This window comes from Achromobacter sp. Marseille-Q0513 (assembly GCF_018195695.1).
In the GTDB taxonomy this organism is placed as follows: domain Bacteria; phylum Pseudomonadota; class Gammaproteobacteria; order Burkholderiales; family Burkholderiaceae_B; genus Achromobacter.
The window spans coordinates 1-21320 of record NZ_JAGTJY010000062.1 but is presented as its reverse complement, the minus strand read 5'-3'; the positions used below and the strand labels follow the sequence as shown (position 1 = coordinate 21320).

The 21320-nt window shown below is 68.0% G+C and carries 18 protein-coding genes; 6 read left to right on the top strand and 12 right to left on the bottom strand.

What is annotated here, in order from left to right:
* Positions 1 to 49 precede the first annotated feature (49 nt).
* The 3 genes from KDH83_RS14705 to KDH83_RS14695 all read right to left on the bottom strand — a co-directional run bounded on the left by KDH83_RS14705 (position 50) and on the right by KDH83_RS14695 (position 1456).
* The gene (locus KDH83_RS14705) at positions 50 to 229 is read right to left on the bottom strand and encodes a Flp family type IVb pilin (RefSeq protein WP_103275426.1); all 180 of its coding nucleotides are present in this window, start codon (positions 227 to 229) and stop codon (positions 50 to 52) included.
* Positions 230 to 328: 99 nt separating this feature from the next.
* Positions 329 to 508, bottom strand: a complete 180-nt coding sequence (locus KDH83_RS14700) for a Flp family type IVb pilin (RefSeq protein WP_212317041.1) — start codon at positions 506 to 508, stop codon at positions 329 to 331.
* A 117-nt stretch (positions 509 to 625) separates the two neighbouring features.
* Positions 626 to 1456: an MHYT domain-containing protein gene (locus tag KDH83_RS14695; protein WP_212317039.1), complete on the bottom strand. Its 831-nt coding sequence runs from the start codon at positions 1454 to 1456 to the stop codon at positions 626 to 628.
* Positions 1457 to 2085: 629 nt separating this feature from the next.
* On the opposite strand from KDH83_RS14695, the gene KDH83_RS14690 reads away from it, so the two are divergent.
* The 3 genes from KDH83_RS14690 to KDH83_RS14680 all read left to right on the top strand — a co-directional run bounded on the left by KDH83_RS14690 (position 2086) and on the right by KDH83_RS14680 (position 6002).
* Positions 2086 to 3678 carry a POTRA domain-containing protein gene (locus tag KDH83_RS14690; RefSeq protein WP_249205117.1) on the top strand — a complete coding sequence of 531 codons (1593 nt, stop codon included), beginning with the start codon at positions 2086 to 2088 and terminating at the stop codon, positions 3676 to 3678.
* A gap of 371 nt (positions 3679 to 4049) precedes the next feature.
* Positions 4050 to 5417: a collagen-like triple helix repeat-containing protein gene (locus KDH83_RS14685; RefSeq protein WP_212317035.1), complete on the top strand. Its 1368-nt coding sequence runs from the start codon at positions 4050 to 4052 to the stop codon at positions 5415 to 5417.
* A 33-nt stretch (positions 5418 to 5450) separates the two neighbouring features.
* Positions 5451 to 6002 carry a MarR family transcriptional regulator gene (locus KDH83_RS14680; protein WP_212317033.1) on the top strand — a complete coding sequence of 184 codons (552 nt, stop codon included), beginning with the start codon at positions 5451 to 5453 and terminating at the stop codon, positions 6000 to 6002.
* 108 nt (positions 6003 to 6110) lie between these two features.
* On the opposite strand, the gene KDH83_RS14675 is transcribed toward KDH83_RS14680, so the two are convergent.
* The 7 genes from KDH83_RS14675 to KDH83_RS14645 form a co-directional block, all read right to left on the bottom strand.
* The gene (locus tag KDH83_RS14675; RefSeq protein ID WP_212317031.1) at positions 6111 to 7805 is read right to left on the bottom strand and encodes a dipeptide ABC transporter ATP-binding protein; all 1695 of its coding nucleotides are present in this window, start codon (positions 7803 to 7805) and stop codon (positions 6111 to 6113) included.
* Positions 7802 to 9298 carry an ABC transporter permease gene (locus KDH83_RS14670; RefSeq protein WP_212317029.1) on the bottom strand — a complete coding sequence of 499 codons (1497 nt, stop codon included), beginning with the start codon at positions 9296 to 9298 and terminating at the stop codon, positions 7802 to 7804. The genes KDH83_RS14675 and KDH83_RS14670 overlap by 4 nt, the downstream gene beginning before the upstream one ends.
* Positions 9299 to 9303: 5 nt before the next feature.
* Positions 9304 to 10281, bottom strand: coding sequence for an ABC transporter permease (locus KDH83_RS14665; protein WP_212317027.1), 978 nt, complete (start codon positions 10279 to 10281; stop codon positions 9304 to 9306).
* Entirely contained in the window at positions 10278 to 12521 is a 2244-nt protein-coding gene (locus KDH83_RS14660) for an ABC transporter substrate-binding protein (RefSeq protein ID WP_212317025.1), read from the bottom strand. Before KDH83_RS14660 ends, KDH83_RS14665 begins: the two co-directional genes overlap by 4 nt.
* An 89-nt stretch (positions 12522 to 12610) precedes the next feature.
* Positions 12611 to 13273: a thermonuclease family protein gene (locus KDH83_RS14655; RefSeq protein WP_212317059.1), complete on the bottom strand. Its 663-nt coding sequence runs from the start codon at positions 13271 to 13273 to the stop codon at positions 12611 to 12613.
* 100 nt (positions 13274 to 13373) lie between these two features.
* A complete protein-coding gene (locus tag KDH83_RS14650; protein WP_212317023.1) occupies positions 13374 to 14378 on the bottom strand; it encodes a magnesium and cobalt transport protein CorA in 1005 nt (334 codons plus the stop codon).
* Positions 14375 to 15376, bottom strand: a complete 1002-nt coding sequence (locus KDH83_RS14645) for a LysR family transcriptional regulator (RefSeq protein WP_212317020.1) — start codon at positions 15374 to 15376, stop codon at positions 14375 to 14377. The genes KDH83_RS14650 and KDH83_RS14645 overlap by 4 nt, the downstream gene beginning before the upstream one ends.
* Positions 15377 to 15514: 138 nt before the next feature.
* On the opposite strand from KDH83_RS14645, the gene KDH83_RS14640 reads away from it, so the two are divergent.
* The 3 genes from KDH83_RS14640 (at position 15515) to KDH83_RS14630 (ending at position 18383) form a co-directional block, all read left to right on the top strand.
* Positions 15515 to 16498: a tripartite tricarboxylate transporter substrate binding protein gene (locus tag KDH83_RS14640; protein WP_212317018.1), complete on the top strand. Its 984-nt coding sequence runs from the start codon at positions 15515 to 15517 to the stop codon at positions 16496 to 16498.
* A gap of 117 nt (positions 16499 to 16615) precedes the next feature.
* Positions 16616 to 17566: a nitrate ABC transporter substrate-binding protein gene (locus tag KDH83_RS14635; protein WP_212317016.1), complete on the top strand. Its 951-nt coding sequence runs from the start codon at positions 16616 to 16618 to the stop codon at positions 17564 to 17566.
* 28 nt (positions 17567 to 17594) lie between these two features.
* Positions 17595 to 18383: a deaminated glutathione amidase gene (locus tag KDH83_RS14630; RefSeq protein WP_212317014.1), complete on the top strand. Its 789-nt coding sequence runs from the start codon at positions 17595 to 17597 to the stop codon at positions 18381 to 18383.
* Between the two features lie 39 nt (positions 18384 to 18422).
* Here KDH83_RS14630 and KDH83_RS14625 read toward each other — a convergent pair whose 3' ends face one another.
* Positions 18423 to 18941: a fimbrial assembly protein gene (locus KDH83_RS14625; RefSeq protein ID WP_212317006.1), complete on the bottom strand. Its 519-nt coding sequence runs from the start codon at positions 18939 to 18941 to the stop codon at positions 18423 to 18425.
* A gap of 173 nt (positions 18942 to 19114) precedes the next feature.
* A complete protein-coding gene (locus tag KDH83_RS14620; RefSeq protein ID WP_212317057.1) occupies positions 19115 to 21238 on the bottom strand; it encodes an ATP-dependent helicase in 2124 nt (707 codons plus the stop codon).
* Between the last annotated feature and the right edge of the window lie 82 nt (positions 21239 to 21320).

Below are 21320 nucleotides of genomic sequence, written 5' to 3'. Positions count from 1 at the left end.
CCGGAACCGGGACCGTCCGCGGCGCGCGCCGGGCTTGTTCCCGAGGGCCTCAGGTGCCCTGGGCCGCGTCGAGCTTCGCCTTGAGCGCCTGGTACATGCTCTGAAGACTGCCGGTGAACAAGCCCACCGACGCGATCAGCGCGACCGCGACCAGCCCGGCGATCAGGCCATACTCCAGCGCCGTGATGCCGGCGTCGTCATTCCAGAACTGCATGAGCTTGGCTTTCATCTCAGACTCCTGCTCTGTCATCAGCTCCGCCCTTGGCCGGGCGGACCCTTGGAACCGGCGGCCGGCACTGGGCCATCCGCCGGCCCGCCAGCCGACCCATCAGGTGCCCCTGGCGGTATCCAGCTTGGTCTTGAGTGCGTTGAACATGTCCTTCAGACTGCCCGTGAACGCGCCCACGCCTATGACCAGGGCCACTGCCACCAGGCCCGCGATGAGCCCGTATTCCAGGGCGGTGATGCCTTCCTCATCGTTCCAGAACTGCGCAAGTTTCGCTTTCATGTCGAGCTCCCTAGGTCTCGATTGATCAATTGAGCCGCCCGCGCGCGCGAAGCATGCTCTCTATAAGGCCTGGAACCGTCCGCAATCCGGCTGCGCCGGCCTGCCACCAGACCCCGCCTAACCCGGTCCCACCGTGGGACCGGGAGTCCTGCCCGGCTCCACGGTGGGAGCCGATTCGATGATGGCGTCGATGCGCTGCGCCAGGCGCGCGCGAAAACGGCTGGAGGCCCGTTGCAGATGCCAGCGCATGAGCACCAGCACCACGGCCGACAGCCCGAAGGCAATATAGGGAAGCAGCACGCCGCCGATCTGCATGCCGGCTCCGTCGCGCGGCGCGGTGCACACCACCGTGCCCGCCGCGGCGCCGGTGTAATGCATGCCGCACACGGCCACGGCCATCAAAACGGCCGCTCCGGCGCGCTGGAGCTCATTTTGCGTATTGAAAGCCAGCCATAATGCGGCCGACGCGGCGATTACGGCTATCAAAACCGATAAAACAACGAGCGGAAGATTCCACAGGAATACTGCCGGCATGCGCATGGCGCTGATGCCGACATAATGCATGGCGGCGACGCCCAGGCCCGCCGCCAGGCCGCCGACCAGGCAGCGTCCGATCGTGAAACGGTCACGTCCCACATACCAGAAAGCCCACCCGGAGAACCCCGCCGCGACCAGGAAACTGAGCACGGTCAAACCCACCTGATAACCAACCAGGAAGGGCAGGTCCTGCGCCTGCATGCCAATGAAGTGCATGCTCCAGATACCGACGCCGCCCATCGCCACCGCGCCGATGAGGATATAGCCCAGGCGGATATCGCCGTCCTGCGTTTCCGTGCGGATGCCGACCGCGGCAAGCAGCGCCACATAGGAGCCCAGCACCGCCGTCAGGAACGACAGCGCGACCAGGCCACCATTGAAGGAAAGCGGAACGACGTCACCCGGATTCATGCGCGCCCCCGAGGCAGCAGCCCCTGGCCTGCCGCCTGTCTTGCCGAACGTTCGCCGCGACTCGTCTTGCGGTCATCCTGGCACATCTTGCGGACTCCGGTTAACCCGAAAATCGAAAGTGTTTAGAAACGTGTATATAGTCTTATCTATTAACAATTAATACACATCAGGGTTTATACCAGCATTCACAGCGTGACAACAACAGACATGTAACGCCTACCCCCAATATTCAGACCAATCATATTGGAAACCCTTGAGAACTCCAGGCCAGGCAACGGTTTCACTTGATTTCAGCGTGCCGTTAGCCAGCATCCTGGGCAGTTACGGCAAGTGGCCATCCGGCCACAATGAAATAAATTGTCATTACCTTTGGGCGCTGGCAAGATACCGCCTGACATCAATCCTCCATTTATCGCAGTAAATATTACGTCCCCATTAATAACTGATATTTGGTAAATATCGCCATTACCGTTCCGGCGGCAATGCCGCGGCACATCAGAGACACGACAGGCATGAGACGCACGCTCCCCGCAAGCCCCTCGTACGTACTGCTGGCCTGCGCGCTGGCCGCAGGAACCGCCCACGCCGACGGCCCGCTGCGCGGCAATCCGGTGGATTCGCTGCCGCCGATGGAAAGGCCCGCGTCGGCCAACCAGCCGCCTCCCGTGGTGCAGGCGCCCACGCCGGAGCAACTGGCGCTGCAGGCCCGGCTGGCCCAGCGCATCGTGCCGCGTCATTTCGACGTGTCCGGCGTGCACGCCATGCCCTTCGAAGAGGTGTCGGCGCTGCTGAGCCCCCTGTCCGGCAAGGAAATCAGCCTGGGCGAGCTGGTGCAGCACGTGGACAAGATCACCCAGCTCTATCGCGACCGCGGCTATCCGCTGTCGTTCGCCCTGGTGCAGAACCAGGATTTCGCCAACGGGCTGGTAGTCGTGACGGTGGTGGAAGGCCATATCGGCAGCGTTCGCATCAACGGCGACCTCGGCAATGCCAAGGACCGCCTCGAATCGCTGGCGCAGCGGCTGAAAGAGGAAAAGCCGCTCAGGCAGGCCACGCTGGAGCGCGTGCTGAACCTGATGCGCACCGTGCCCGGCGTGACCTTCACGCCCAGCCTGGACCTGCCCCGGCGCGCGGACGGCGCCACCGAGCTGGTGCTGGAGGCCAGCCGGCAGCCGGTGAGCCTGACCGGTGGCGTGGCCGACCTGGGCAAGGGCATGCAGCCGCTGGTCAACGTCGCCACCAACAGCCTGACGCCCCTGGGCGAACAGGTGAAACTGACGGCTGCCCTGCCGTTCCAGTCCGGCGACGTCAAATACATAATGGGCGAGGTACGCGTGCCGATCGGCTCGGACGGGCTGGCCGTGAAGGTGGACGGCTATCACTATGACGCGCGCCCGAAGGACGATTCGATCGAATATCTGGGATTCCAGCGGCACGTGCGCAACGATCGCATCGGCATCGGCCTGAGCTACCCCTTCCTGCTCAACAACACCCGCTCGCTGACCGGCACGCTGGGGGTATACGCGGCCAATTCCAAAGACCGCTACGAAGCCAACAACAGCGATCGCTGGCTGCAACAGGACGCGCGCGTGCGCGCCGTCAATGCCGAACTCAGATATATCCAGCTGTCGGAGAGCATGGCCACCGACGTGACGCTGGGCGTGGCCAAGGGTTTTGACGCCGCCGGCGCGAAAAAGGAAATCTCGACCAATTACGGGTTTTCCTCGGTGCCGGTCCTGGACCTGGATTTCAAGCGCTTCAACCTGAACGCAAAACAAACGTTTGTGCTGCCGGCGCAGTTTGGCCTGGTGCTGTCCGCGGCCGGCCAATACTCCAGCAATATCCTGCCCTCGTCCGAACAGGTCTCGTTCGGCAGCTGGCGCTACGCCATGGGCTACCCGCAAGGAGAACAGAGCGGCGACAAGGGCGTGGGCGCATCGCTGGAAATCAATCGGCGTTTCAACACCGGCTGGCGGTATCTGAGCAATGTGCAGCCCTACGCGCTGGTGGACTATGCCCGCACCTGGTACAACAACGCGTCGCTCCAGCAGTTGAACCAGCGCCATCTGTCCTCGGTGGCGCTCGGCCTGCGGTTTACCGACGACAAGTACTATTTATTCGATTTCAACGTCGCCAAGCCCGTGGCCTCGCGCACTTCCAACGGCGACAACCGCGACCTGCGCTTCAACGCGAATTACTCTCTTTATTACGACGCGTTCTGAACGGCATGCTCCCTGTCCCGAATAAACCGGGGCGCCGATAAATCGCGATATCCCCGCGCCTGTTGCGACAGGCGCTTTTTTTTGCCCGTTCCCAACATCACGTTACGTAACGCCCGACGTAACGTAACCCCCGAATCCGCCGCATTCGTAACATTCGCAGGCTCTTTGCGATCCCAGATTTGCGGGTTTCTCAATATTGGTGCAAACCCTTGGAACGATACGCAAGCCATTGAAAAAAATGGATATTTATTAACCCTTAACTCCAAGAATGACGTTCAAAATCGGCTCCTGAAAAAACTTGGCACGGTTTATGCATGAGGAAAGGTATCGGGCGGTATCGCCGTCTGACCCTTCCAAACCAGGAGCTCGCCATGTACATCAAGACCGATACGCAACGTGTGCAACGCATTCTGACCGCCACCGTCATGGCGGCCGCCATCATGAGCGCCCTCTCCGCCTGCGGCGGCGGTGGCGGCGGTGGAAGCAAATCCGCCGGCCTGCCGGGCACGAACATCCCGACCAACCCGGGCGGCGGCCTGCCGGGCAACCCTGGCAACCCCGGCAATCCCGGAAACCCGGGCAACCCCGATCCTGGCGGCCCCACCACGCCGACCACCACGCCGGGCGCGCTGCAAACCTCCCTGGGCAATACCGGCAAGGCCGTGGACAACGTCCTGCCCCTGAACCTGGGCACGACGCTGGGCGGCATCGGCAAGGCGCTCGACCCCACCATCAAGCCCGTGACCGACCAGGTGGTCAGCCTGACGCAGAAAGTCGGCGCGACGACCGGCCTGGGCCAGCCCGTGAACGGTGTGCTGCAACAAACCGGCGGCCTGGTCAGCAATCTGGGCACCACCGTGAAGGGCACCGGTCTGCCGGGCGGACTGGGCGCCGGCGTCGGCGGACTGGTCGACGGCCTGGGCAAGACCGTGGCCAGCGCGGGCGGCCTGCTCAATGCCTCTCCGAACAATCCGGATCCGCTCAAGACCGTGCTCGGCAACGCCACCAATGCCGTGGGCGCGCTGACCGCGGGCCTGGGCGGCCAGGGCGGCCTGCTCAACCCGGTGAACAAGCTGGTCGGCGGCGTGACCGGCGGCGTGCTCAGCGGCCCCTACAAGCCCGTGCTGGAACCTGCCCTGGCCAATACCGGCAAGGCCGTGGACAACCTCCTGCCGCTGGGCCTGCGCCCGACGCTGGGCGGCGTGGGCGCGGCGCTTGACCCGACGGTCGGCCCGCTGGCCGGCACGGTCACCAACCTGACCCAGCAGGTCGGCGCCACCACCAAGCTGGGCGCGCCGGTCGCCGGCCTGCTCAACAACGTGGGCAGCACCGTCGCCGGACTGGGCGGTCAGGTCGGCAACACCGCGGGCCTGGGCGGCGTGCTGCAAGGGCTGGGCGCCACCGTCAGCAGCGTGGGCGGCCTGCTGGGCGGATTGCTGGGCGGACTGACCGGCGGCGTCACGGCCGGCGCCTCGGGCGGGGCGGCGGGCGGCGCCTCGGGCGGCGCGGCCAACGGCGGACTGTTGGGCGGCCTGCTCGGCGGCGTGGCTGTCAATGCGGGAGCCAGCGCGGGCGGCGCCAGCGCCGGTGCCTCGGCAGGCGCGAACGGCGGGCTGCTTGGCGGCTTGCTGGGCGGCGCGACCGGCGGCACCACCGGCTCGTCCGGCGGCGCGGCCAACGGCGGGTTGCTGGGCGGATTGCTCGGCGGCCTGACGGGCGGCCTGACGGCCAAGAAGTAATGACGACAACCTGATTCGTGAGGGAGCGAAATCATGCTGCAACAAGAAACCATCGTTCACCACGAGCATGTGACCGTGATGCCTGAGTCCCGCACCGCCACGCTGCGCCCCGGAATGCTCGAGGATATCGCCCTGATGCTGGGCCGCCAGTTCGCCGTGTACAACGCGGCCTGCCAGGCGGCCCTGGCGGAAAAGCTGGAGATTCCCCTGGCGGATCTGAAGGCGCTGGAGCTGGTCATGGAGTTCGACGCGCTGCCAACCGGACAACTGGCCCAGCTGATGGGCATCAGCTCCGGCGGCGCGACGGCCCTGATCAATCGCCTGGAAGGGGCTGGCTATGTGCAACGCGGTCGCCATCCCCTGGACCGCCGGATGATCGTGATCCGGCCGATCGAGGAAACCTGCCAGATGCTGGCCCAGGAACGGCAGTGGATCACGGAGCAAGTCGTCACGCTGGCGCGCCGCTATGACGCGTCGGAGCTGGAAACGGTGCATGCCTTCCTGGCGCAGTGCGTGCGCGCCCTGAGGCACGACACCCTGGTGTGGCTGGAAACCCGCAGCGCGCATCATCACGACGACCTTTGAACCGGCCCGCCTCGGCGAGCGGCGAGGCCCGGCGCGCGTCCCCTTCCGCAAGGATCGGGACGCGCATTTGCTTGGGCGCGCGGGATGCGCCCCGCGCGCTTCATCGCATCAGCGGGACCCGCCTTCGGGCGCAGCGCCGAATTGCAGGCGCGGCACCGCCGCCAACAGCTTGCGCGTCACTTCCTGGCGCGGGGCGTGCAGCACGGCATCGGCCTGGTCCAGCTCGACGATGCGCCCGCCGTCCATCACGGCGATGCGATCGGCCAGGTATTCCACCACGCCGAAGTTGTGCGTGATGAACAGATAGGCGATGCCCAGCTCTTCCTGCAATTCGTTCAGCAGGTCCAGGATCTGCGCCTGCACCGACACGTCCAGCGCGGACGTGGGTTCGTCGCAGATCAGCACCTTGGGCTCGACCGCCAGCGCGCGGGCGATGGCGATGCGCTGGCGCTGGCCGCCGGAAAACTCGTGCGGATAGCGGCTGAGCGTGTCCGCCGGCAAACCCACGCGCTCGACCAGCCTGGCCGCGCGCGCGGCGCGCTCCTGCGGGCTCATGCCGCGCCGCAGGGATTCCAGACCTTCGTCCAGGATGTCGCCGATCCGCATGCGCGGGTCGAGCGAGGCGAAGGGATCCTGGAACACGATCTGGATGTCCTGCCTCAACCGCTGCAGGCTGCGCCGGTCGGCCGCCAGCAGGTCGTGCCCCAGCAGCATGGCGCGTCCCGACACGTGCGCGCCGTCGATCAGGCGCAGCAGCGCCTTGCCGGTGGTGGTCTTGCCGCAGCCGGACTCGCCCAGCAGGGCCAGCGTCTCGCCGGCGCGCAGCGTGAAGGACACGCCGTCGGCCGCCTTGACCCAGGACACGATGCGGCGCAGCGGCCCCTTGCGCACCGGGTAGTGGACCTGCAGGTCCTGCACGTCCAGCACCACGGCCCCGGCGCCGCGCTCGCCGCGCCGCGATCCCTGGCGCGCCTGCCGGCCTTGCTCGGTCAGCGGCGCGCCGCGCTTGTCGAAGGTCGGGATGGCGTCGAACAGCTGGCGCGCATAGGGATGGCGCGGCGCGCGGAAGAATTCCTCGGCGCAGGCGCTTTCGACGATCTCGCCGCCGCGCATCAGCGCGACATGGTGCGCCACGTTCTTCACCACCGCCAGATCGTGCGTGATCAGCAGCACGGCCATGCCCAGCTCGCGCTGGATGTCGGCCAGCAGGTCCAGCACCTGCGCCTGGACGGTGACATCCAGCGCCGTGGTCGGCTCGTCGGCGATCAGCAGCAACGGCTCGGCGGCCAGCGCGATGGCGATCATGACGCGCTGTTTCTGCCCGCCCGAAAACTGGAAGGGATAGTCGTCGATGCGCCGCTCGGGCTCGGGAATGCCGACCCGCCGCAACCAGTCGATGGCGCGCAGGCGCGCCGCGTCGCCGCGCAGCGAGGTGTGCGTGGTCAGCGTCTCGATGATCTGGTCGCCCACGCGCATGACCGGGTTCAGGCTGGTCGAGGGCTCCTGGAAGATCATGCCGATGCGCCCGCCCCGCACGCCGCGCATCGCGCTTTCCGGCAGGCGGTTCAGGTCCTCGCCGTCCAGGTCGATCTGTCCGCCCACGATGCGGCCGGCATCGGGCAGCAGCCGCAGCAGCGCCAGCGCGGTCATGCTCTTGCCGCAGCCGGACTCGCCGACCAGCGCGAAGGTCTCGCGCCGCGCCACGGCCAGCCCCAGGCGCTTGACGGCCTGGGTGATGCCGCGTTCGCCGGCGATGTCAATTTCCAGGTCGCGTACTTCGAGCATGGGAGAGCCGGCGTTCATCGCGCGTCTCCCTGGCCAGCCTGGGATTGCTCGCGGCGCGGACGCAGGAAGCGCGCCACGCCGGCCACGCGGCTGGGCTTGTAGCGGCGCGTGCGCGGGTCGAAGGCATCACGCACCGCGTCGGCGAACAGGTTGGCCGCCAGCACCAGGGCCAGCATGAAGACGAAGGCGGTCATCAGGTTCCACCAGATCATGGGATCGCGCGACATCTCCAGGCGGGCGCCGTCGATCATCGAGCCGAAGGAATTCATGCTCGGGTCCACGCCGATGCCCAGATAGGACAGCACGGCCTCGTACAGCACCAGCCCCGAGAACTCCAGCACCACGGTGATCAGCACCAGGTGCGCCACGTTGGGCAGCAGGTGCCGCGTCATGATGCGCCAGTGCGACACGCCGAAGGCCCGCGCCGCCTGCACGTATTCCAGCTCGCGCAGCTTGAGCGTCTCGGCGCGCAGCAGGCGGCACAGGCCGGACCAGCCGGTCAGGCCCAGGATCATGCACAGCAGGAACAGGCGCAGATCGGCGCGCGCGGCCGAGGTGTCGTACAGCTCGGCGTGGTTGTCGATATAGACCTGCATCATCAGCGCGCAGGCCGCCACCAGCAGCACGCCCGGGATCGAGGTGATGGTGGTGTACAGGTACTGGATGGCATCGTCGACCTTGCCCTTGAAATAACCGGCCGAGATGCCGAACACGATGGCCGGCGGCAGCATGGCCAGCGTGGTCAGGCTGCCGATCACCAGCGCCGTGCGGATGCTCTTCAAGGCCTGCCAAAGCACGTCGTTGCCGATGCGGTCCGTGCCCAGCGCGTGATAGCCGGTGGACAGCCCGATCAGCGCGCCCGCCGCCATGCACAGCAGGACGAAGGTCAGGCTCATGGCGCGCCAGGGCAGTTCGCCGCGGCCGCCCAGGACTTCGGCGGCCGCCGCCGCGACGCCGCCGCGCCGACGCGCCAGGCAGGCGATCAGCAGGACGGCGCCGGCCAGGCCGGCCGCCAGGCCGCCGGCCAGCCCCAGGCCGAGGCGCTTGAGCACGTCGGCGGGACGGTCGCGGTCCGGGTCGGCCAGGTGCTTGCCCGCGCCGCGCAGCAGCGGGAAATCGCGTACCGGCTTGTCGTCCACCAGCATGGTTTCCTTGGTGAACTGGCGCACCGCCAGCGGCGTGGAGTAGGTTTTCTCGGGCCTCGTCAACACGCTGCCGTCCAGCAGCCCGTCCAGCGCCGAGCGGACGACGGGCGCATAGGCGGGCGCGGCGCCGGCCGGCGCATCCGGCGCCGGCGGCAGCAGCGGCCGGTAGTGCACGGAATCGAGCAGCCCGACGATGACAAAGGCCGCCAGGATCACGGCCGAGCACATGGCCGGCGTGTCGCGCGCAACGCGCCCCCAGGTGGCGCGCAGCGCCGGGCTGCGGCGCACGCGCCAGGCATAGGCCAGCGCCCCCAGCGCCATCAGCCACAGCGCGATATCGGTCCAGAGCAAGACGATCTTGGGCATGGCGGCTACTCGAAACGCACGCGGGGGTCGGCCAGCGTGTAGGAAATATCGGCCAGGATCAGGCCCACGATGTAGAGCGAGGCGCCCAGGAAGACCATGGCGCGCACGATGGAGAAGTCCTGCGCGTTGATGGCGTCGATGGTGTAGCTGCCCAGGCCGGGAATGCCGAAGAAGGATTCGGCGATCAGGCTGCCCATGAACAGCAGCGGCAGCGCCGCCACGGTGCTGGTCAGGATGGGCAGCATGGCGTTGCGCAGCACGTGGCGGAACAGCACGGCGCGCTCGGCCAGGCCCTTGGCCCTGGCGGTGCGCACGTAGTCCTTGCCGATTTCCTCCAGGAACAGCGTGCGGTAGAAGCGCGCCTCGGGCCCCAGCCGCGAGACGATCGCCACCAGCACCGGCAGCGCCAGGAACTTGGCCATGTCCAGCCCGCCGGAAAAGCCCGAGAACGGCACCAGCCGCAAGGTCTTGGCGAACAGCCACTGGCCCGCGATGATGTAGAACAGGCTGGAGATCGACAGCAGGATCACGCACAGCACCACGCCCCAGAAGTCCAGCCGCGTGGCGCGGAAATAGACCAGCATGAGCGAGAACGCGATGCTGACGAACAGCCCCAGCAGGAAGGTGGGCACGGCCAGCGCCAGGCTGGGCCCCATGCGCGTGCGGATCTCGCGGCCGATGTCGCGCCCCCCATCCGAGGCGCCGAATTCCATGGCCAGCAGCGGCACCGAGCGCTGGTAGAACACCGTGTCGGTCAGCCGCCCCGCGCCCTCGGCGCCAGCGTTGTAGAACAGCGGCTTGTCGTAGCCGCGCTCGACCTTCCATTTCTCCACCGCGTCCTGGCTGATGCGCTGCCCGCCGATGGCCAGCCGCGCCATGTCATCGGGCGTGTTGACGGCGAAGAACAGGATGAAGGTGAACAGGTTCACGCCGATCAGGATCAGCACGCCGTACAGCAGCCGGCGGATCACGTAGCCGATCATGGTTGATGCTCCTTGCGCGCGGACTGGGCGAACGCCGTCTGCCGCTCGCGCCGCTTCAGGGCCAGGTAGGACGGCCAGACCGCCAGCGCCAGCAGCAGCGCGAACACGCCCAGCGGCCACCAGATGGGGGAATTCCATTCATCGATCTTGCGGTGGCGCAGTTCCGGATCGATCTTCATGTACTGCAGGATATTGCGCACCATCTGGGTGGGCTTGGCGTTGCCGACCCACTGCTGATAGGCGCCGCCCGACATGGGGAAATAGCCGAACATCCAGGGCGCGTCGCGCTGCACGATGGCGACCATGCGGGCGATCAGGCGCTCCTTCTCGGGGCCGTCGTCCAGCAGCTTCATCTGATCGAACAGCTTGTCGAATTCGGGGCTGTCGTAGTTGGCCGCGTTCTCGCCGCCGGTCTTGGCCTTGGCGTTGGGGCCGTAGAGCAGGAACAGGAAGTTCTCGGCGTCCGGATAATCGGCATTCCAGCCCCAGAAGAAGATCTGGGCCGCGCCGCGCCGCATCTTGTCCTGGAAGCGGTTGTAGTCGGTGGCGCGCACGTCCAGCTGCACGCCGATCTTGGCCAGCTGGCGCCGCATCCAGTCGAACTGCGGGTTGGATCCGCCGCCGGTCATGGAGTCGTAGTAGAGCACCAGCGGCGCGCCGGTCCGGGCATTGCGGCCGTCGGGATAGCCGGCCTCGGCCAGCAGCTTGCGCGCCACGTCGATGGGCTTGCGCACCGGTTTGCCGTCGACCAGATCGTAGACCACTGGATTCACGCCCTCGGGCGGCTCGCGGTAGCCCAGCACGCCCGGCGGCACCGGGCCGTAGGCCACCGAGGCCTGGCTGTTCTCGAACACCGCCACGTATTCTTCCCAGTCGAAGGCGATGCTGATGGCCTGGCGCAGCTTGCGGTTCCGGTCGGCCTGCTCGGGCGTGTCGCCCTTGCCCACCACCGGATCCAGCCAGTTGAAGCCCATGTACCAGTTCGCGGTCTCGACCGTGGTGGGCAGCTTGATGCCATGCTCCCGGTACTTGCGAGCCTTGTCCTGGCTGTCGCCGGCGGCCACCAGCATGGCCACGCCATACTCGCCGCGCTCGATCTGCGGCACATCGTAATAGCCCTGCAGGAACTTGCCGGTCAGCGGAATGGCTTCCTTCTCGACGTTGAACACGGCGCGGTCGATGAAGGGCGTGGGCTTGCCGCAGTCGGCCAGCAGGCCCGCGGCCTGGTCGCCCGGCTCGCCTTCGCAGGGATAGGGCTCGCCGTGGAAGTTCGGGTTGCGCGCCAGCACGTGGCGGCGGTTCTGCAAGGACTCCACCAGCATGTAGGGGCCGGTGCCCACCGGCCAGGTATTGAACGACAGGTCCTGCTCGGCCATGCCGGGCTGGCTGTAGTAGCGGTCGGCCTCCCACGGGATCGGCGCCGTGAAGGTCATCGCCAGCCAGTACTTGAACTGGGGATACTTGCCGTTGACGCGGATGCGCAGCGTCAGCGGATCCAGCGCCTGCACGCCGTCGAAGCCATCGGCCTCGCGCAGGTCCAGCCAGGGCGAGGCCCCCGCTCCGCCCGGCGCGTCGCGCCGCAGCGCCTGGTCGCGCTGGCGCAGCCGGTCGCCGTAGTCCTTCAGGCCGTGCACATACTCGGCCATCAGCGAATAGATGGGCGACACCACGCGCGGGCTGGCCAGGCGGCGCATGGCATAGACGTAGTCGTCGGCGGTGAGATCGCGCGTGCCGGTCAGCGGAAAATCCGGGATGGCGTACTTGTCCTGCAAGTCGGCGGCCGCCATGGGGAAATAGGCATAAGACCCGTCTGACTTCTTGGCGAAGGCCGGATGCGGCGCGTAGCGCATGCCGGGGCGCAACTTGATGTCATACACGCTCTGCGCGATCTGTTCGCCCGGCGCGTCGGCCGGCAGCGTGTTGCCCTGCTTGTCCAGGTAGACGGGCGGGTCGATGCTCGCGGCCGCGCGAGGCACCAGCTCGTAGGGCCGCTTCAGGTAGTGGTAGCCGTAGAGCGTTTCATAGACGTTGTAGGTATAAGGCGTCTCGTCGTTGGAATAAGAGCTGGCCGGGTCCAGGTACTTGGGAGAGCGCTTGACGAAGGCGGAATACAGCGTGTTCCGGCTTTCGGCGCCGGACTCATAGGGGCTGTTGACGGGGCTGCCGTCGTTGGAGCAGCCCGTCGCCGCCAGCAGCAGCAACGCGGTCGCCGCTGCCCGCAGCTGCTTCATGACGCGCATAAGACCTTCCCAGAACAATGGTTGCGACAGAGGATAGCAAAGCCTGGGCGCGACCAGAACCCCGGCATGCCCCTAGTGCGCCGCCGGGCTCAACCGCACTGGCGCTGGCGCCAGCAGTCGTAGCGCCACTTCCAGGGCTGCACCGCGCCCGGCCGCGCCCACAGGCCACGGCCGGCGGCCTTGGCCTGGCGCTGCAGGTCGGGCATGGCCTGGTCGCGCAGGTAGTCGCCCTGGCGCGCGGTATAGGCCCAGGCGTAGCCCGCCTCGACCTGCAGCCGGTTGGCCGAACGGCCATCCTCCAGGATCAGCGCGCAGACCTCGCGACCGTACTGGTCCTTTTCATAGCATTGCGCGGTCAGGGTCTTGCCGGCCACCAGCTCCGCCAGGTGCTTGCGCGAGGCCTCGGCATCGGGCTGGCCGGGCTGGTCCGCGCCATGGCCTTCCTCGGGCGCGTCGATGCTGTCCATGCGGATGCGGCGCTGGCCGTCCGGCGCCCGCAGCGTCACCGTGTCGCCGTCCGCGACGTTGACGACGGTGCCGGTGATCGTATAGATGCCTTTGGGAATGCCGCCGGCCAGCGGCGCGCCGGATGCGCCGCCCTGGGGCTTGCCCGCCGCCGGCGGGCGGCCGGCGTCCTTGTCCGGCTTCGACGGCTGCATCCAGTTGACCAGCGCGCCGGCCGCCGCGAGGATCAGGGCCACGATCAGGGCGGTCAGCCTGCTGCCGCCGAAGGGGGATTTGCCGCGCAAGATCGCCGCGCTCCAGGAAAATGAATGGCTGGCAGTGTGCCACAGGCCCGGTCCGTCTCCGGGCCGGAACAGGATGGCGAAGCGCGGCCGGCCGGCGCTGCGGCTACAGCCAGCCCGACTTGCGGAAGCGCCAGTAGAGTACGGAGCAGATCGTGACGATGACGCCCAGCGTCACCGGATAGCCCCACGGCGATTTCAGTTCGGGCATGAACTCGAAGTTCATGCCGTAGATGCCGGCGATGGCCGTGGGCACGGCCAGGATGGCCGCCCAGGACGCCAGCTTGCGCGTGGTGTCGTTCTGCGCCGCCTGGCCGATCATCAGGCTGGCTTCGAACGCGAAGGCCAGCGCCTCGCGCAAGGAATTGAACAGTTCGTCGACGCGCAGCACGCGGTCGGCCACCTCGCCGAAATAGGGCCGCGCGTGTTCATCGACCGCCGTCATCTCGACCCGCGCCAGGCGGCGGCAGATCTCGGCCAGCGGCGACACCACGGTATGGATGCGCAACAGGTCGCGGCGCTGGCGGTACAGCCTGCGGATGTCGGAATCCTTGGCGCCTCGGATCAGCAGCTTCTGCTCGGCGCCCTCGACCACGCTCTCGATCTTGGCGGCCGCCGCCACATAGCGGTCCACCAGCCAGTCCAGCAGCTCGGACGCGACATAGTCGCTGCCGCGCTTGAGCAGGTCCGGCGAGGCTTCCAGCCGCTCGCGCAGCGGGCTGTGGCCGGCGGTGGCGCCACGCCGGACGGTGACGAGAAAACCGTCGCCGATCAGGAACTGGGTCTCGCCGAAGATGGGCCGCTCGGCCTCGACCTCGACGGTGATGGCCACGATCAGCACCATGTTGCCGTAGTCGATGATCTTGGGCCGCCGGTGCGGCTCCAGCATCTCTTCCTGGTTCTTGTCGCAGGCGCCCAGCTCGCTCACCACCTTGCCCAGCAGCTCGGGGCTGGGATTGCGCAGGCCGATCCAGAGCATGCCGTGATCCGGACGCACGTATTCGCCGACCTGGTCGATGGGCACCTCGCGGTCGCGCCGGCCGTTGACATAGGAGATCGACGCAACGACCTCGCGGTTGCCGTTGGCGTCGGGTTGCGGTTCTGTGGTCATGAGCCAGTGTCCTCTTGCGCTGCTGCCCGGCGCCCCACGCGGCGACGGTGGGCCGATGATAGCGCAGCGCGTCCAGGCTCCGCGGCGTTCAGCAGGGCTTCAGCCTGCGCCAGTTTCTCGCCCACGACCCGCCGCAGATGGCGGATCAGCAGGCGGGCCGCGGCCGAGGGCGGACGCGACTTGGGATAGATCAGGCCGTACTGGAGCGGCACCGCCGGCTCGAAACGCCGCAGCCGCGCGCCGCGATGCAGCTGCGTCAGGGCGGCCAGCGGATCGCTCAGGGCCGCGCCGCAGCCGGAAGCGGCAAGCTGGCAGGCGAAGAAGCCGAACGTCACCTCGAACTGCGCCTCGGGCTGATAGCCGGCTTCGCCAAAGGCCCTGAGATAGCGGTGGAACAGCGAACCGCCGGCGGGCATGCCGATGAACCTGCCCTGCCCCAGCGCGCGCGGCGTGATGGGCCCCGGCAGGTCGGCGCGCGGATCGTCCGGCCCGAACACCGCCACGGCATGCGTCTCTGCCAGCGTTTCGGTGACCAGCAGCGGATGCTCGACGGGCAGCTGGGCCAGCGCGATATCGAAATGCTGCTGGCTGATCCAGGCGTCCACATTGGGCGGCATGCGGGCATTGACGCTGGCGCCGAAATCCGGCTCTTCGCGCGTGGCGCCGGCGATGGCATCCACCAGCAGGCCGTCGATCAGGTGCTGCGCCACCAGCACGTTGACGTGGGTGCGGCTCTTGCGGCGCGCGTGGCGCAGGTAGTCCGCGAGCGCATCGTTGGCGCGCAGCATCTCGCCGATGCGCTCGTACAGCTGGCGGCCCGGTTCGGTCAGCGTCAGCCGCCGCCCCTCCTTGACCAGCAGGGCGTACCCGACATCGTCCTCCAGCGCGGCCAGCAGGCGGCTGACCTGGGAAGGACTGCGGCGCAGGCGCAGCGAGGCCTCCGCGATCGAACCGCCTTCGACAAAGGCGCGCAGCGCCTCCATGCCCATGAGCTGCATAGTCGCCCCGTCAATACTTGCATGATATGCAATCATTATGCCTAATTTCACGATTGACGCACATAAACGCCCCTGCCGACAATGCGGCAACGCTGTGGCCCGCCCCAGCGCCATCAAATGACAAATCAGGGGAAAACCATGAACGCCTTCTTCGGCCGCGCCGCTGGCGCAATCCTGTCGCTGAGCCTGCTGTCCGCGCCCGCCGCGCAGGCGCAGGACGCCTACCCGAACAAGCCCGTCAAGGTCATCGTGCATACGCTGCCCGGCGCCTCGTCGGACGTGCTGGCGCGGGCGGTCAGCAAGGCCATGGGCGACCAGCTGGGCCAGAGCTTCGTGGTCGAGAACCGCTCGGGCGCGGGCGGCGCCATCGGCGTGGACGCGGTCGCCAAGGCCGCGCCGGACGGCTACACGCTGCTGGCCGGCGCTTCCAGCGCCATAGTCATGCTGCCCATCGTGCTCACGCGCAAGCTGCCCTATGACGAGAACAAGGATTTCGCGCCCATCGGCGTGATCTCGCGCTCGCCGTTCCTGCTGGTCGCCAGCCAGGCCTCGGGCATCCGCGACCTGCCGGACCTCATCGCCAAGGCCAAGGCGCATCCCGGCAAGATCACCTACGGCAGCGCGGGACCCGGCACCAATCCGCACCTGCTGGGCGAACTGCTCAGCCAATTGGCCGGCATCGAGCTGACGCACGTGCCCTACAAGGGCCCCGCCGCCGCGCAGGCCGACCTGATGGGCGGCACCATCGACCTGCTGTTCGATACCCCGTCCTCGGCCCTGCCGCACGTGAAGTCGGGCAAGACCGTGGCCATCGCCGCCAGCAGCGACGCCCGCGTCACGGACGCGCCGGACGTGCCCACGCTGAAGGAACTGGGCTATCCCTCGCTGACGCTGTACGGCTGGACCGGGCTGTACGCGCCGGCCGGCACGCCGCCCGAGGCGCTGGCGCGGCTGCGCGGCGCGCTCAAGCAGGCGCTGCATACGCCGGCGGTGCGCGAGTTCATCCTCGCCGGCGGCAACGACATCCTGGATCTCTATGGCGACGACATGCTCGCCATGCAGAAGCAGATGCAGGATTTCTGGCGCGGCGTGGTCAAGTCCCGCGGCATCAGGCTGGACTAAGGTTCGCCGCCCGGGCGGGTTCCGCGCCCGCCTCCCCCTGCGCCGCAGCAGCGGTGCCAGGCCCCTCATCGCCCTTCCCCTCCCACCGCGGTCCGCCGGGCCGCCAAGGCCATCCCCATGACACTCCAAATCCGACTCGCCGTGCGCGACTGGGACTACATCGTGCCGCTCGCCCTGGGCGACGTGGTCGCCGAAGGCCTGGACCTGCGCATCGACCGGGTGCCCGCCCTGCCCGAGGACCTGGCCGCCGATCCGCGCTACGACGCCGGCGAGATGTCCATGAGCCGCTATTGCCTGGGCCGCCTGCGCGGCCGCGACGATATCGCCGCCGTGCCCCACTTCCTGATGCGCGGCTTCCGCCATCGCTGCATCATCACGCATCGCGACAGCGGCATCACCAGCCTGGAACAGCTGGCCGGCGCCCGCATCGGCATGACGGGCTGGCAGGACTCGGGCAATACCTGGACGCGCGCCCTGCTGCGCCGCGTGGGCATCGGCATCGATGACGCGCAATGGCGGGTCGGCCGCCTGACCGCCGCGCACCCGGTCGCCGACCGGCTGTCCGGCTACGGCCAGCCGGGACGCATCGAGGCCGTGGCCGGCGAGCGCCCGCTGGTGGACCTGCTGCGCTCGGGCGAACTGGAAGCCGTGTTCACGCCCTTCATGCCCGACGGCTTCTTCGACGCGGACTCGGACCTGCGCCAGCTGCTGCCGCAATGCCGCCGCGACGAAGTGGCGTACTTCCGCGACGTGGGCTACGTGCCTGGCATGCACCTGCTGGGCATCAAGCCGGACATCCTGCGCGCCCACCCCTGGGTCGGCCAGTCCCTGAGCGCCGCGCTGGACGCGTCCGCCGCGATGTGGCTGCACAAACGCCGCAAATACGCGGACACCACGCCCTGGATCCTGGACGAACTGATCCAGACCTCGCGCGACCTGCCCGAGGGCTGGGACCGCAACGGCCTGCAAGCCAACCAGCCCATGGTGACGGACTTCCTGGCCGAACTGCGCGCGCAGCGTCTCACCGAGCGCAGCATGTCGCCGGCGGAACTGTTCGCCCACGGCTGACGTTCTTGAACATACGAGGAGACTCACCATGAAAATCGCCCTGGGCCAATTCGCCGTGCGCCCCGACTGGCACGACAACGCCGCGATCTGCCTGGACCTGATCGACCGCGCCGACGCCGGCGGCGCGCGCCTGCTGGCGCTGCCCGAAGGCATCCTGGCGCGCGACATCGCCGATCCCGACCTGGTGCGCCGCGCCGCCCAGCCGCTGGACGGCCCCTTCATGACGCGCATGCTGGAGGCCACCCGCGACCGCGCGCTGACGCTGGTCATGACCGTGCATGTGCCCGCCGACCAGGGCAAGGTCTGGAACATCCAGGTCGCGCTGCGCGGCGGCCGCATCGTCGCGCAATACCGCAAGCTGCATCTGTATGACGCGTTCTCCATGCAGGAATCGGTCAACGTCGTGCCCGGCGATGAAGTGCCGCCGCTGCTCGAGGTGGACGGGCTGCGGTTCGGCATGATGACCTGCTACGACCTGCGCTTTCCCGAACTGGCGCGCCGCCTGGCGGTGGACGGCGCCGACGCGCTGCTGGTGCCCGCCGCCTGGGTCAAGGGACCGCTGAAGGAACATCACTGGGAAGTGTTGTCCACCGCCCGCGCGCTGGACAACACCTGCTACGTGGTGGCGGTGGGCGAATGCGGTCCGCGCAATATCGGCGCGAGCATGGTGGTGGATCCGCTGGGCGTGGTGATCGCCCGCGCGGCCGAACAGGACGCGCTGCTGTACGCCGAGCTGGATCCACGGCGCCTGGCCCAGGCGCGCCAGGCGCTGCCGGTGCTGGCCAACCGGCGCTTCGCGCGCCCCGAGCTGGCCTGAGCCACGCCGGCCGGCGCGCAGGACGCGCCGGCCATCCCCTCAAGGCGTGGCGGCGGAAGGCTCGAACAGCACCACCAGATCGCCGCGATAGATGCCGTTGATGCTCGGGCCATCGGGCGTCTGCGCCGGCGCCCGCGCGCTCACCGTCAGCCTGTGGATCTGGTCGTAGCCGCCGTCGCCTGGGGTGCTCTGCCGCACCTTCAGCGGCGCGCCGACGCGAACCTCGTCCTCGCCGCCCGGCTGCGACAGCACGACCCTGGGCTCGCGCATTTCATAGCTGCCGCCGCGCATCTGCAGGGGCCGGGCCAGCGAGATATTGAATTCGGCGCCCTTCGTCCATACGCGGATGGGCAAGGTCTTGGAGAATGCGCGCTGCGTGCGGTCGGTGGCGTCCAGTTCCTCATGGTCGTACCAGCCGGAGCCATCCGGCCGGGAAACGAAGATGGAATCTCCGATCTGGGCGGTGAGCGTGATCTTCTTGACGACGGGAGCGGCATGGGCCGTGCTGGCCAAGGACATGGCCAGGCTTGCGACGAGAGCAATATGTTTGAGCTTCATGATGGACGGATCAAGAGTTTGAACAAAGCCCCCGCCATGTGGGCGGGAATCCGCGCAACCGTGCGGCGGCGAGCGCCTGGGCTGGCACTCCCGTTAACGGCCGACGAGGCTTGACTCTTTAAAAGCGCCAAGTCTCGTAGGACTATTCTTAACCCAACTGGGCTGAAAGCGCACTAAGAAAACAGGCCGCGCACCCGACGCGCCACGTCGATGCTCGGCGCCTGCGGCGACGGGCCCGCGCCGTTCCCCTCGGGCAGCGGCGGCGCCTTGGGCAGGTGATCGAACAGCGGCAGCATGGCGTTGGTGATGAAGCGCGTGCGCGACGCATACACATGCCGGTCGCCCATGCCGGTCTGCTGGTGCACGTAGAAGCGCTGCGGCACGACCAGCTGCAGGCGTTCGCGCGCGCGGGTCATGGCCACGTACAGCAGGCGCCGCTCTTCCTCGATTTCCTCGGCCGTGCCGGTGCTCATGTCCGACGGAATACAGCCGTCCACCACGTTCAGCACATACACGGCCTTCCACTCCTGTCCCTTGGCGGAATGGATGGTGGACAGGATCATGTAGTCCTCGTCGCGCAGCGGCGCGCCCGACTCGTCGCTGGTGGCGTCGGGCGGATCGAGCGTCAGCTCGGTCAGGAAGCGTTCGCGCGACGGATAGCCGGCCGCGATGCGGGCCAGCTGTTCCAGGTCGGCGCGGCGCACGCGCGCATCGTCGTACAGCCGTTCGAGCTGGCCCGCGTACCAGCGCAAGGCCAGGTCCACATCAGCGGGCCATTTCAGCGCGGGATCGCGCAGCGCGGCATAGGTGTCGGCGAAGGCGCCCCAGTCCTGCTGCGCCGCCGCGCCCGGCTTGAACGCGCGCAGGGCCGCCAGCGGCTCGGCCGAGGCCGACATCGCATCCATCAGCTTGCCGGCCGTGGCCGGACCGACGCCCGGCAGCAACTGCGCCACCCGGAAGCCCGCCATGCGGCCGCGCGGATTCTCGGCCCAGCGCAGCAGGGACAGCAGATCCTTGATGTGGGCGGCCTCCAGGAAGCGCAGTCCGCCGAATTTCACGAACGGGATATTGCGCCGCGTCAGCTCCAGTTCCAGCGCCGCGCTATGGCTGGCCGAACGGAACAGCGCCGCCTGCGACTTGAGCGTGGCGCCCGCCTCGCGCTGCGCCAGCACCTGGTCGGCGACCCAGCGCGCCTGCCCGGCCTCGTCGCTGACGTTGACCATTTCGGGCAGCTGCGAGGATTGCCGGTCGGTCCAGAGATCCTTGGCATAGCGTTCCGCCGCCAATCCGATCACGGCGTTGGACGCGTTCAGGATGGGCTGGGTGGAACGGTAGTTGCGGTCCAGCGTGACCACGCGCGCGGGCCGCGGAAATTGCGTGGGAAAGTCCAGGATGTTGCGCACGGTGGCCGCGCGGAAGGAATAGATCGACTGCGCGTCGTCGCCCACCACGGTCAGGCCGCGCCCGTCCGGCTTCATGGCCAGCAGGATGGCGGATTGCAGGCGATTGGTGTCCTGGTACTCGTCGACCAGCACATGGTCGAAGCGCGCCCCCACATCGGCCGCGATGCCGGGATCGCCCATCATCTCGGCCCAGTACAGCAGCAGGTCGTCGTAGTCCAGCGCCTGCTGGTCCTGCTTGGCCGCGACATAGGCGCGGAACAAGGCCTTGAGCTCGGTCTCCCATTGCGCGCACCAGGGGAAGGCGGTCTTGAGCACGTCCTCCACCGGCGCCTGGCTGTTGATCACGCGCGAATAGATGGCCAGGCAGGTGCCCTTGAGCGGAAAGCGCGACTTGGCCGAGGACTGGCCCAGCTCGTGCCGCACCATGCCCATCAGGTCCTCGGCGTCGCCCCGATCCAGGATGGTGAAGGACTCGGACAGGCCGATGCGCTGCGCGCAATCGCGCAGCAGGCGCGCGCCGATGGCATGGAAGGTGCCCGCCCAGGGCAGGGCCGGCGGCTGCTGCGCCGCGTTCAGGCGCATCACCCGGTGCAGCACCGCGCCCACGCGGCGCTCCATTTCCAGGGCGGCGCGGCGCGAGAAGGTCAGCAACAGCATGCGCTGGGGATCGGCGCCGTTCAGGATCAGATGGGCCACGCGGTGGGCCAGCGTATTGGTCTTGCCCGAACCAGCGCCGGCGATCACCAGCAGCGGGCCGTCCTCGCCGCCGCCCTGACCGGCCCCGGCCGGGGCCACGCCGAATTCCACCGCCGCGCGCTGGGCGGGGTTGAGGTCCGCCAGGGGATCGGGGCGGTCCTGCGGCGCGGAGGAAGACGGGGATTGCGTATCGGACATGGGCGGGGGAATGGGCAACAAGCTCATGTGCGCCCACGGCCCGGAAGGCGGGACCGGCCTGGGCGCGCACAGGCCAGACAAC

Coding starts and splice junctions, on each gene's coding strand:
- KDH83_RS14705 (WP_103275426.1), bottom strand. CDS start 229: ATGAAAGCCAAGCTCATGCAGTTCTGGAATGACGACGCCGGCATCACG.
- KDH83_RS14700 (WP_212317041.1), bottom strand. CDS start 508: ATGAAAGCGAAACTTGCGCAGTTCTGGAACGATGAGGAAGGCATCACC.
- KDH83_RS14695 (WP_212317039.1), bottom strand. CDS start 1,456: ATGAATCCGGGTGACGTCGTTCCGCTTTCCTTCAATGGTGGCCTGGTC.
- KDH83_RS14690 (WP_249205117.1), top strand. CDS start 2,086: ATGGAAAGGCCCGCGTCGGCCAACCAGCCGCCTCCCGTGGTGCAGGCG.
- KDH83_RS14685 (WP_212317035.1), top strand. CDS start 4,050: ATGTACATCAAGACCGATACGCAACGTGTGCAACGCATTCTGACCGCC.
- KDH83_RS14680 (WP_212317033.1), top strand. CDS start 5,451: ATGCTGCAACAAGAAACCATCGTTCACCACGAGCATGTGACCGTGATG.
- KDH83_RS14675 (WP_212317031.1), bottom strand. CDS start 7,805: ATGAACGCCGGCTCTCCCATGCTCGAAGTACGCGACCTGGAAATTGAC.
- KDH83_RS14670 (WP_212317029.1), bottom strand. CDS start 9,298: ATGCCCAAGATCGTCTTGCTCTGGACCGATATCGCGCTGTGGCTGATG.
- KDH83_RS14665 (WP_212317027.1), bottom strand. CDS start 10,281: ATGATCGGCTACGTGATCCGCCGGCTGCTGTACGGCGTGCTGATCCTG.
- KDH83_RS14660 (WP_212317025.1), bottom strand. CDS start 12,521: ATGCGCGTCATGAAGCAGCTGCGGGCAGCGGCGACCGCGTTGCTGCTG.
- KDH83_RS14650 (WP_212317023.1), bottom strand. CDS start 14,378: ATGACCACAGAACCGCAACCCGACGCCAACGGCAACCGCGAGGTCGTT.
- KDH83_RS14645 (WP_212317020.1), bottom strand. CDS start 15,376: ATGCAGCTCATGGGCATGGAGGCGCTGCGCGCCTTTGTCGAAGGCGGT.
- KDH83_RS14640 (WP_212317018.1), top strand. CDS start 15,515: ATGAACGCCTTCTTCGGCCGCGCCGCTGGCGCAATCCTGTCGCTGAGC.
- KDH83_RS14635 (WP_212317016.1), top strand. CDS start 16,616: ATGACACTCCAAATCCGACTCGCCGTGCGCGACTGGGACTACATCGTG.
- KDH83_RS14630 (WP_212317014.1), top strand. CDS start 17,595: ATGAAAATCGCCCTGGGCCAATTCGCCGTGCGCCCCGACTGGCACGAC.
- KDH83_RS14625 (WP_212317006.1), bottom strand. CDS start 18,941: ATGAAGCTCAAACATATTGCTCTCGTCGCAAGCCTGGCCATGTCCTTG.
- KDH83_RS14620 (WP_212317057.1), bottom strand. CDS start 21,238: ATGTCCGATACGCAATCCCCGTCTTCCTCCGCGCCGCAGGACCGCCCC.